This window comes from Caenibacillus caldisaponilyticus, from assembly GCF_002003465.1.
Classification (GTDB): domain Bacteria; phylum Bacillota; class Bacilli; order Bacillales; family Sporolactobacillaceae; genus Caenibacillus; species Caenibacillus caldisaponilyticus.
Genome location: NZ_BDDQ01000018.1, coordinates 108,910 through 120,047 on the forward strand (window position 1 = coordinate 108,910; position 11,138 = coordinate 120,047).

Annotated in this window: 10 protein-coding genes; 9 read left to right on the forward strand and 1 reads right to left on the reverse strand. The window is 54.2% G+C overall.

Translation table 11 applies throughout. The annotated features are described in order from the left end of the window. Window positions 1-4 precede the first annotated feature (4 nt). From infB to CCB157_RS06675, 9 genes are all read left to right on the forward strand, one after another. A complete protein-coding gene (gene infB / locus CCB157_RS06635; RefSeq protein WP_077615116.1) occupies window positions 5-2,341 on the forward strand; it encodes a translation initiation factor IF-2 in 2,337 nt (778 codons plus the stop codon). Next, a complete protein-coding gene (locus CCB157_RS06640) occupies window positions 2,341-2,619 on the forward strand; it encodes a DUF503 domain-containing protein (RefSeq protein ID WP_077615138.1) in 279 nt (92 codons plus the stop codon). The genes infB and CCB157_RS06640 overlap by 1 nt, the downstream gene beginning before the upstream one ends. Before the next feature lie 16 nt (window positions 2,620-2,635). Then, window positions 2,636-2,989: a 30S ribosome-binding factor RbfA gene (gene rbfA, locus CCB157_RS06645; RefSeq protein WP_274519620.1), complete on the forward strand. Its 354-nt coding sequence runs from the start codon at window positions 2,636-2,638 to the stop codon at window positions 2,987-2,989. Window positions 2,990-3,057: 68 nt separating this feature from the next. Next, a complete protein-coding gene (gene truB, locus CCB157_RS06650) occupies window positions 3,058-3,969 on the forward strand; it encodes a tRNA pseudouridine(55) synthase TruB (protein ID WP_077615139.1) in 912 nt (303 codons plus the stop codon). Window positions 3,970-3,994: 25 nt separating this feature from the next. Further along, complete coding sequence (locus tag CCB157_RS06655; protein ID WP_238594619.1) at window positions 3,995-4,945, forward strand: bifunctional riboflavin kinase/FAD synthetase; 951 nt, start codon at window positions 3,995-3,997, stop codon at window positions 4,943-4,945. Between the two features lie 132 nt (window positions 4,946-5,077). Next, window positions 5,078-5,347: a 30S ribosomal protein S15 gene (gene rpsO / locus CCB157_RS06660; RefSeq protein ID WP_077615119.1), complete on the forward strand. Its 270-nt coding sequence runs from the start codon at window positions 5,078-5,080 to the stop codon at window positions 5,345-5,347. A gap of 266 nt (window positions 5,348-5,613) precedes the next feature. Then, window positions 5,614-7,725: a polyribonucleotide nucleotidyltransferase gene (gene pnp / locus CCB157_RS06665; protein WP_077615120.1), complete on the forward strand. Its 2,112-nt coding sequence runs from the start codon at window positions 5,614-5,616 to the stop codon at window positions 7,723-7,725. A 350-nt stretch (window positions 7,726-8,075) separates the two neighbouring features. After that, window positions 8,076-9,074, forward strand: a complete 999-nt coding sequence (locus CCB157_RS06670; RefSeq protein WP_077615121.1) for a polysaccharide deacetylase family protein — start codon at window positions 8,076-8,078, stop codon at window positions 9,072-9,074. Between the two features lie 241 nt (window positions 9,075-9,315). After that, a complete protein-coding gene (locus CCB157_RS06675; RefSeq protein WP_077615122.1) occupies window positions 9,316-10,557 on the forward strand; it encodes a M16 family metallopeptidase in 1,242 nt (413 codons plus the stop codon). Window positions 10,558-10,670: 113 nt separating this feature from the next. Here CCB157_RS06675 and CCB157_RS06680 read toward each other — a convergent pair. Further along, the coding region (locus CCB157_RS06680) for a transposase (RefSeq protein ID WP_143286953.1) at window positions 10,671-11,138 on the reverse strand (468 nt) is incomplete at its 5' end.

The window sequence follows — 11,138 nt, forward strand, 5'->3', positions numbered from 1 at the left end:
ACGTATGACTAAAATGCGTGTTTATGAGTTTGCGAAAGAAAAAAAGATATCGAGTAAAGCCATACTCCAAATGTTGGAGGAAGTCGGCATGCCCGTTTCCAGCCATATGGCCGTGATCGGCGATCAGGAAATCAAAGCGCTGAACAATCGGTTGAATGCGAAAGCCGACGGCCAAGCGGACGGACAAAATGAAAAAGGACGGAAAGCGAACGGCCCAAATGCGGGCGGACAAAATGCGGAAGCTAAGGGTAAAGGCCGCGATCAACAACGCCGCAAGCACAAGGGCGATCGCCGTTCCGGCGACCGGCACCGTCCGGGCGATGCGAAGGCCAAGGGCCCGCTGGAAGCGAAGAAGCCCGGTGCCGACAGAATGAACCGCAGCCGGCCGGCCGCGGCGGCCGAGACGGCCGAATCCCCGCAATCGCCCCGCCCCGCAGCGAACAAACAAGTGGATAAAAATCAAAAAGATGAAGGGCGGAACAATAAGAAGGAGGAAGAGCGTGCTCTTCCGCCGCGCGGCAAAAACAAAAAGGCGAAGCGTGACAAAAACGATCGCCGCAAAACGCCGGCGCGCAGCCTAGAGATTAAACTTCCCGAAAAAATCACGATTTCCGGTTCGCTGACGGTGAGCGAGCTCGCCGAAAAATTGGGGCGGCAAGCGACCGAAATCATTAAGAAGCTCATGATGGTCGGCATCATGGCGACAAAGAACCAAGAATTGGACAAAGACACGATCGAACTCATCTGCGACGACTACGGCGTCAAAGTGGAGGAAGAAGTCCAGTTCGACGAGACGGCCTTTGAAGAATACGGCATGGAAATAGACGAGGAAACCGCGGTCACCCGCCCGCCGGTCGTGACGATCATGGGGCATGTCGACCACGGCAAAACGACGCTCCTCGATTCCATCCGCCATACGAAAGTGACCGAAGGCGAAGCCGGGGGAATCACCCAGCATATCGGCGCCTACCAAGTCACCCACGAAGGGAAGCGCATCACGTTCCTGGATACGCCGGGGCATGAAGCCTTCACGACGATGCGGGCCCGCGGCGCGCAAGTCACCGATATTACGGTGCTGGTTGTCGCTGCCGACGACGGCGTCATGCCGCAGACGGTGGAAGCGATCAACCACGCGAAAGCCGCGAAGGTGCCGATTATCGTGGCGATCAACAAGATTGATAAAGAAGGCGCCAATCCCGAACGGGTCATGCAGGAGCTGACGGAATACGGCTTGATTCCCGAAGAGTGGGGCGGCGATACGATTTTCGTCAAACTGTCGGCGCTGCGCGGCGACGGCATCGACGAGCTGCTTGAAATGATCCTCCTCGTCGCCGAAATCGAAGATCTTAAAGCGAACGTCGACAAGCGGGCGACCGGCACGGTCATCGAAGCCCAGCTGGATAAAGGCCGCGGTCCCGTGGCCACCCTGCTCGTTCAAAACGGTACGCTGAAGGTCGGCGATCCGATCGTCGTCGGCAGCACGTACGGCCGCGTCCGCGCCATGGTGAACGACATGGGCCGCCGCGTGAAATCGGCAACGCCGTCCACGCCGGTGGAAGTCACCGGATTGAACGACGTGCCGAATGCCGGCGATCCGTTCATGGTGTTCGAGGATGAAAAGAAAGCGCGGCAAATCGGGGAAGCGCGCGCCGAAAAGCAGCGCATGGCCGAACGGCAAGAAACGACCAAAGTCAGCCTGGATGATCTATTCCAAAAAATTAAAGAAGGCGACATAAAAGAGATCAACGTCATCGTCAAGGCGGACGTTCAAGGCTCCGTCGAAGCGGTCGCCGGCGCGCTGCAGAAAATCGATGTCGAAGGCGTCCGCGTCAACATCATTCATACCGGCGTCGGAGCGATCAACGAGTCCGACATCATTCTCGCTTCGGCTTCGAATGCGATCGTCATCGGCTTTAACGTCCGGCCGGATGCGCACGCCAAGCGGACGGCGGAAATGGAAAAAGTCGACATTCGCCTCTATCGCGTCATCTATGATGCCATCGAAGAAATGGAAGCGGCCATGAAAGGCATGCTCGATCCGGAGTATCAAGAAAAAATCATCGGCCGGGCCGAAGTCCGCACCACCTTTAAGGTATCCAAAGTCGGCACGATCGCCGGTTGTTACGTCACCGAAGGCAAAGTCAGCCGCGACGCCGGCATTCGTCTCATCCGTGACGGGGTCGTCATTTATGAAGGCAAGATCGATACCCTTAAACGGTTCAAGGACGATGTCCGCGAGGTGGCGAGCGGTTACGAATGCGGCATCACTTTATCCAACTTTAACGACATCAAAGAAGGCGACGAAATGGAAGTCTTCGTCATGGAAGAAGTGAAAAGGTGATCATTGGGCTCATCCGTTGCGAATGCGTCGTTTATAACTGCCAATCCCTAAAGGATAAGCGGTCGGTGGTCAAAAGCGTTTTACAACGGATTCGAAACACTTGCAACGTCTCGGTCGGGGAAGTCGACCATCAAGATGTTTGGCAGCGGACCGCGCTCGCCTTCGCGGCGGTCGGTTCGTCACGGGTCGCGGTCGAACGCGAGCTTCGCCGCGCCCTTTCCGTTATCGATCAAAGCGGTGACTTGGAAGTGACCTTGACGACATGGGAATGGTTGTAAAGCGAGGTGACTGATGTTGGCAAATTATAGAGTCGGCCGCGTCGCGGAACAGATGAAAAAAGAATTGAGCGATATCATCGCTCATCGCCTAAAGGATCCCCGCATCGGTTTTGTCACCGTCACCGATGTGGAAGTGACCGGCGATCTGCAACAGGCGACCGTTTATATTACCGTTTTGGGCGATGAAGAAGCGAAAGCTTCCACTTTAAAGGCCTTTGAACAAGCGGTCGGTTTCATCCGCTCGGAGATCGGCCGGCGCATTCGCTTGCGCAAAACGCCCGAATTGTTTTTCAAAATCGACGAATCGATCGAATACGGCAACCGCATCAATCAGCTCATCCATGAGATTAAGAAAAATGAGGATGAATAAGGGTAGGCGCCATCGTCTATCCTCTTTCTTTTACCAGATGAACCGTTCAGGGGGGATGGATGAAACGCATGGAGCACTTATCCGGTGTCATTCCGTTGTACAAACCAAAAGGCATGACGTCGCATGATTGCGTCCGCAAACTGCGCGGTATTTTGGGCATTCAAAAGATCGGCCATACCGGAACGCTGGATCCCGAAGTCGACGGGGTGCTGGCGATCTGTATCGGGCGCGCGACGAAAATCGCCGAATTTATCACGGGAACATCTAAGACCTATACGGGCGTGATCGCGCTCGGCAAGGCGACGACGACCGAAGACGTGTCGGGGGAAGTCGTTGAGGAAAAAGAGGTGCGGCACACGTGGACGCGTGCGGACATCGAACGCGTCTTCGCCGCGTTTGTCGGCACGATTCAGCAAACGCCCCCCATCTATTCGGCGGTAAAGGTCAACGGAAAAAAACTTTATGAATACGCGCGCGCCGGCATCGCCGTCGAACGGCCGACGCGGACGGTTGAAATCTATCGCCTTGAAATCGCCGGCGACGATGAAGAATTTTCGACGCGCATTCCTTTTACCGTCGACTGCAGCAAAGGCACTTACGTCCGGACGCTGGCCGTGGACATCGGAAGGGCTTTGGGTTATCCGGCCCATCTTGAAGCGCTGACGCGGACGCGTTCCGGCCCCTTCGCTTTGAAAGAATGCGTGACGTTTGCGGACATCGAACGGGCGGCGCAAGCCGGTGATCTCGCTTCCGTCGTCTTGGACATCGGTCGCGCTTTGAGCGGCATGAAGAAATGGACGGTCGACGGCGCATTGGAGAAAAAGGTATTGAACGGCGCGGTTTTGTCCGCACCAAAGGGCTTTCAAAACGAAGTTTTTTCTGTTTATAATAAGCATGGCGAATGCTTGGCCATTTATCGCCCGCATCCGTCGAAGGCGGGGTTGGTCAAACCCGCGAAGGTCATCGCAGTCAGAACGTGACCGCGGAGAAAGCGAGGTATCGTTTTTGGAAATCATCCGACTGACTCACCCCATCAGTGAATGGCCGGGACCTGCCGAGGATAAGGTGATGGCCCTCGGTTATTTTGACGGCGTCCACATCGGCCATCAAAATGTCATTAAAACGGCGGTTAAAATCGCCTCGGAAAAAAGCTTGAAATCGGCGGTGATGACGTTCCATCCCCATCCGTCTGTCGTTTTGCCCCGGCTGGCGAAGCGCGACGATTATTTAACCCCGTTGACGGAAAAAGCGGCCATCCTCGAAGACCTCGGCGTGGATCTTTTATATATCGTTACTTTTGATCAGGTGTTCAGCCGCCTGTCGCCGCAAGAATTCGTCGATGAATACCTCATCAAATTGCAAGTGAAACACGCCGTCGCCGGTTTCGATTTTACATATGGCCACATGGCGAAGGGCACCATGGAAACCCTTCCCGGACACGCCCGAAACATGTTTGAGGTCACCGTCGTTCCAAGGATTGACTTGAATGGGGAGAAAGTGAGCACCACGAAGATCCGCGAATTGATCCTCCAAGGGCGCGTTAGGGAAGCCGCCGACTATCTCGGCCGGCCGTATCGGATGCGCGGCATCGTCGTGCACGGTGACAAGCGGGGCAAGGCCGTTCTCGGTTTTCCGACGGCCAACGTGAGGATCCAAGAACCCTACGTGTATCCCGAAACCGGTATCTATGCGGTCCGCATGGAAACCGCCGCGGGCGCCTATAACGGCGTGGGGTATATCGGGAAGCGCCCGACCTTCTACGAAGGCGATCCGCCCGTCTCTTTGGAAGTTTTTCTCCTGGACTTTGACGGGGATTTGTACGGTGAAACCGTCGCCGTCGAATGGCTGGAAAAAATCCGAGACGATCAAAAATTTGCCGATGCGGAAGCGTTGATTGAGCAAATGAAGCGCGACGTCGAGCGCGCGAAAGCCTTATTTGCAAACCGCTATGAATAAATCCATAGACCTATTCTTGTATTTTGGTTAAAAAAGATGTATGCTATGTGTTGAACGCTAACCGCGGCGCGGCTGTGCGATTCACCGACGCTCGCTGGGCCGACGGGGATTTGTCATTGGGAGGTGAAAAGGATGGCTTTGACCAAAGAACGCAAGCAAGAAATCGTCAACGAGTTCAAAACCCACGAAGGCGACACCGGTTCGCCGGAAGTGCAAGTGGCTATCCTGACGGAAAAAATCAACTTGCTGAACGAACATTTGCGCGTTCACAAAAAAGACCATGCGTCACGACGCGGTCTTCTTAAAATGGTCGGCAAACGGCGCAATCTGTTGATGTACCTGAAAAAGAAAGACATTGCGCGCTATCGCGAACTGATCGAAAAACTCGGATTGCGTCGTTGATCGGGAAAAAGCGGGATTCGTTCCCGCTTTTTTGTAATAAAATGAAGTCATGCGCTCAAGCCGGTGCTGTTGCCGTCCCGTCATTTGGCGCATGCGCTGCGCTCGGCTCGCTCACGTCCGGGACCGGCAACCGATATGTGGCAAAGTTTCTAATAACGTTTGTTTTACATAAGCTCGGTTATCTTATGAATGGTGATTCTAACCAATCAGCGCCCCGATCATGATCGGCGCATGAGATATTGTTTGCGTGGAAGGGGTACCCATTGATGGAACAAGAAAAACAGACCTTCACCTTGGATTTGGCCGGACGGCCGCTCACCTTTGAAATCGGTGAGGTCGCCAAACAAGCGAATGGTGCCGTCCTCGTCCGCTATGGCGACACCGTCGTGCTGTCGACGGCGACCGCTTCTAAGGAACCGAAGGACTTGCCTTTCTTTCCGCTGACGGTCAACTATGAAGAACGTTTATACGCCGTCGGCAAAATCCCGGGCGGTTTTATCAAAAGGGAAGGGCGTCCGAGCGAAAAGGCCATCCTTGCCAGCCGCCTGATCGACCGGCCGATCCGGCCGTTGTTTGAAGAAGGCTTTCGCAACGAAGTCCAAGTCGTCAGCATGGTGATGAGCGTCGATCAAGACTGTTCGTCGGAAATCGCGGCGATGCTCGGTTCGTCCCTCGCCCTGTCGATTTCGGACATTCCGTTTGAAGGGCCGATCGCCGGCGTCATCGTCGGTCGCGTCGACGGACAATTCGTCATCAATCCGACGGTCGAACAATCGGAAAAAAGCGATTTGCACTTGACGGTCGCCGGGACGAAAGAAGCGATCAACATGGTGGAAGCCGGCGCCGATGAAGTGCCCGAAGAAGTGATGCTAGACGCCATCATGTTCGGCCACGAAGTGATCAAAAAGCTCATCGCTTTTCAAGAAGAAATCGTCGCCAAAGTCGGGAAAGAAAAGATGACCTTTGAACTGTTCGTGGCCGACGAAGCGCTTGAACGTCAAATCCGCGAAGAAGCGACGGACAAGCTGAAAGCGGCGATCATGACGAAGGACAAGCAAGAACGCGAGGCGGCGATCGAAGCCGTCAAGGCGGAAGTCCTTGCGCGTTATGAAGGGGACGAAGCGTACGAGGACAAACTCGATCAGATCGAAGAAGTGCTCCATAAAATCGTGAAAGAGGAAGTGCGCCGTTCCATACTCGTCGACGGCATCCGTCCGGACGGACGAAAGGCCGACGAAATTCGCCCGCTCTCCTCGGCGGTCGGCATTCTCCCGCGCACGCACGGCTCGGCCCTCTTTACGCGCGGACAAACCCAGGCTCTGAGCGTCTGTACGCTGGGCGCGCTCGGCGATGTCCAAATTCTCGATGGCTTGGATCCGGAAGAATCGAAGCGGTTTATGCACCATTATAACTTCCCGCCGTTTAGCGTCGGCGAAGCGCGGCCGATGCGGGGACCCGGACGCCGCGAAATCGGTCACGGCGCTTTGGGCGAACGGGCGTTGGAACCGGTCATTCCCGATGAAAGCAAGTTCCCGTATACGATCCGGCTCGTCTCCGAAGTGCTCGAGTCCAACGGATCGACCTCGCAGGCGAGCATTTGCGCGAGCACGATGGCGCTGATGGATGCCGGTGTTCCGATCAAAGCGCCGGTGGCCGGGATCGCCATGGGGCTCGTCAAAGAAGGGGACAATGTCGTCGTTTTGACCGACATCCAAGGCATGGAAGACGCCCTCGGCGATATGGACTTTAAAGTGGCCGGTACCGAAAAAGGCGTCACGGCGTTGCAAATGGACATTAAAATATCCGGCATTACCCGCGACATTCTCGAAACGGCGCTCAAGCAGGCGCGCAAAGGGCGCTTGACGATCCTCGAACACATGAAGCAAACGATTGCGAAACCGCGCCCCGAACTGTCGCCGTATGCGCCGAAGATTTTAACGATGACGATCGACCCCGAAAAAATCCGTGAGGTCATCGGGCCGAGCGGCAAGGTCATTAACAAGATTATCGATGACACCGGCGTCAAAATCGACATTGAACAGGACGGCACGATCTATATCGCTTCCGCGAATACCGAGATGAACGAGAAGGCCAAACAAATCATCGAAGACATTGTCCGGGAAGTGAAAATCGGCGATATTTACGTCGGCAAGGTCAAGCGCATCGAGAAGTTCGGCGCGTTTGTCGAATTGTTCAATCAAAAGGACGGGCTCGTCCATATTTCCGAATTGGACAAAAAGCGCGTCGCCAAGGTCGAAGATGTCGTTCACGTCGGCGACGAAGTGCTCGTCAAGGTCATCGATATCGACAAACAAGGTCGGGTGAAATTGTCGCGCAAACAAGCGATGGCCGACCAATTGGTGGGCAAACAAAAATAATGACAACCCGTGCAAGAGCCATTTCGGCGGACTTTTCTATCCGCACGCAATGGCCTTTTTTAATGCCTAAAATCCGCGCCTGCCCAGCGCATAAGACAGACCGTCCGACGCCGGTGCGGCAACCGGGTTAGGCGGCAAAAACGTTCGGGTCGAGCGGTTGAGAAAACCGGCGACCGCATGCCCTCCTTGAATCTCGAGTTCTAAGGCCCGGAGCCGCGCATAAGCTTGTACCAAGCGGCTAATGGAAGACAAACCGGGGAGGCCGTACGTCCCCAACCAGCGGACGGGGGGCGTGTTTTACCGGGCGCTTTAGTCCGGTGGATCGCCGGCCTTGAGGGAGAGGAATGCGGATGCGCCTGGTCAAAATCACCGCTGCGGTGGCGGCCGTTTTCGCGGTCATGGTATTTACATTTTCGTCATTAAAAAAGTATGAAAGCTTTTATTTGGCGCCGCTTCTTCCCGAGCGCGGCGAATTGAGCGCCGCGGGCCGGGCGGAGGACGCGCTTTACCAAAAGATCCAAGAGTTTGCCGAACGCCGGAACATTCCGCCCGAAAACGCGCGGATCGACCCGGTGTGGAAAGCGATTCCGGGGTACAACGGTTTGAAAGTCGATGTCCGGGCGTCCTATGAAAAAATGAAGGCGAACGGGCGCTTCGATGAACGCCGCCTCGTGTACAAAGAAGTTCCGCCGGCGGTCCACTTGAAAGATTTGCCGCCCCGGCCGATTTACCGCGGCCATCCCCGCAAACCGATGGTCGCCTTCTTGATCAATGTGGCCTGGGGCGATGAATATTTGCCGTCGCTGATTAAAACGTTGCACGATTACGGGATTCATGCGACGTTTTTTCTCGATGGAAGCTGGACGAAAAAGCATCCGGATCTGGCGCTGATGATTGCGGAAGAGGGCCATGAGATCGGCAATCATGCCTATAATCATCCCGATCTTCGCACCAAAAGCGCCAGCGAAGTCGCCGATCAGTTGAAAAAAACCAACCAGGCGATCGAAGCGGCGGTGCACGTGAAGCCGAAGTGGTTTGCCCCGCCTTCGGGCAGCTATAATCAAACGACCGTCGACGTCGCCCATCGGCTCGGGATGCGGACGATCATGTGGACGGTCGACACGGTCGATTGGAATCATCCCGAGCCCCTCGCCATGGTGCGCCGCGTCGCCCGCGAGACGGAAGCGGGATCCATGATTTTGATGCACCCGACCGATTCAACGGCCAAAGGGTTAAGCCGGTTGATCCTTGCCCTGAAAAACAAAGGATACGCCATGGGCACGGTATCCGAATTATTGAGTGAAAAACGGGTCGATGATGGGAAACCGAACGGAAGAGGAGAACCGTGATGGCGGTCGTCGCCAACGGGCGCGTCACCGAAATGGTGACCGTATTCGCCTGGCGGCATGGCAAACCCGCCGTTTCCTTTCGGCGGAACGCGTGCGAAGGGTCATCCATTGAGCCGCCGCGACAAAAGTGCTATATTTACCACTAGGAAAAAAGGGTGCCAGCATCGGGCTCGATCTCGGCCCGATCTTCCATTTGGGCAACCTCGCTGATATTTTTAAAGACGATGTAGGAGGCAGCATCTTGATCATCAAGCATACATGTCCTAATGGTGTTCGTATCGTTTTAGAACGAATCCCGACCGTGCGATCCGTGACCATCGGGTTTTGGATCGGAACCGGATCGCGCTTTGAAAACGAAAAAAACAACGGTATTTCGCACTTCATCGAACATATGCTTTTTAAGGGAACCGAGACGCGCAGCGCGCGCGACATCGCCGAAGCCTTCGATCGCGTGGGCGGCCAGGTGAATGCTTTTACATCGAAGGAATATACATGCTTCTATGCGCGGGTGCTCGATGAACACGCCGATTACGCGATCGAAATATTGGCGGATATGCTTTTTCATTCCACCTTTGACGAAGGTGAGCTCAAAAAAGAAAAACAGGTCGTTTCCGAGGAAATCAAAATGTATGAGGACACGCCCGATGACCGCGTCCACGATCTGTTGAGCCAGGCGAGCTACGGCTATCATCCATTGGGTCTTCCGATTCTCGGCAGTGAGGCTTCCCTGGCGACGTTTGACGCCGAGGCCTTGCGGGCGTATATGGCCGATCACTATGTGCCGGAAAACACGGTGGTCTCGATCGCAGGCAACGTCGATGAATCGATCATCGCCACGGTCGAAAGGATTTTCTCCGAATACCGGGTGGAATCCCACAACGTTCACTATGAAAAACCGGTCTTTCAATCCGGCAAAATCGCCAAGCAAAAAGAGACGGAACAAGCCCATCTCTGTCTGGGGTTCAACGGCTTTCCGCTCGGCGACGACCACATTTATGACATGATCGTGCTGAACAATATTCTCGGCGGCAGCATGAGCAGCCGCCTCTTCCAAGAAGTCCGCGAAGAACGCGGATTGGCGTATTCGATTTTTTCCTACCACACCGCCTATCGCGACAGCGGTCTCTTGACGATTTACGGCGGCACCGGCGCCGATCAAATCGACGAGCTTTATGAGACGATTCTCATGACCCTCGATGACATCCGGAGCAAAGGGATTACCGAAAAAGAGCTCGAGAACAGCAAGGAACAGTTGAAAGGCAATATGATGTTGAGCCTTGAAAGCACGTCGAGCCGGATGAGCCGCAATGCGAAAAATGAGCTTTTGCTCAACCGCCACCGTTCATTGGATGAAATGATGGCAAGCATTGATGCCGTCACGCTCGAAGGCGTCAAGGCGGTCGCTGAACAGGTGTTCGGCGGCGCGTTTTCCTGCTCCGTCATCAGCCCGAGCGGCCGCTTGCCCGCGCGGATCAAAGCTTGAACGAAAGGGGCCGGGACATAACTAGCCCAAAATAACGTAAAAAAGGTTCCGATTATCGCTTTTTGATGGTCGGAACCTTTTTCAGGTGTTATTTTCCCTTATATTTAGGTGGATTAACTTTTCATGGCGGTGATCTTTCTCAAGTTCACCGCCATGAATGCAAATCCCAATTCATTTTTCACCTTTTCTTTGCCTCTCACTGACAAACGAGTGAAACGCAAATTAGCCTTCAGAAATCCAAAAACTGGTTCCACATCAATTTTACGTTTGCCGTAGATTTCACCAGTTTCTTTTTCCGAAAGCTTCTGCCTAATGAATTCTTTATGTTCTTCCCATTTTTGGTTATATTGTATTCTTCGATGATGTCCTTCTTTTGCTTTGGTACATTGGGAACGGAACGGACAACCTGAACAGTCTTCACATTCGTAGACTTTAAATTCTCTGGTAAAACCGTTTCGGTCTGTGCGATGAGACCAATAACGGAACGTCAATTTTTGCCCGTTCGGGCATGTAAATGTATCGTCTTCCGCGTTGTATTCCCAATTGATGACGTTAAAAGGATTCTGCTTTTCTTTCTTTTT

What these genes read in the sequence shown, in the direction of transcription:
- infB (WP_077615116.1), top strand. Translation starts at nt 5, where the DNA reads ATGACTAAAATGCGTGTTTATGAGTTTGCGAAAGAAAAAAAGATATCG.
- CCB157_RS06670 (WP_077615121.1), top strand. Translation starts at nt 8,076, where the DNA reads ATGCGCCTGGTCAAAATCACCGCTGCGGTGGCGGCCGTTTTCGCGGTC.
- pnp (WP_077615120.1), top strand. Translation starts at nt 5,614, where the DNA reads ATGGAACAAGAAAAACAGACCTTCACCTTGGATTTGGCCGGACGGCCG.
- truB (WP_077615139.1), top strand. Translation starts at nt 3,058, where the DNA reads ATGGAGCACTTATCCGGTGTCATTCCGTTGTACAAACCAAAAGGCATG.
- rpsO (WP_077615119.1), top strand. Translation starts at nt 5,078, where the DNA reads ATGGCTTTGACCAAAGAACGCAAGCAAGAAATCGTCAACGAGTTCAAA.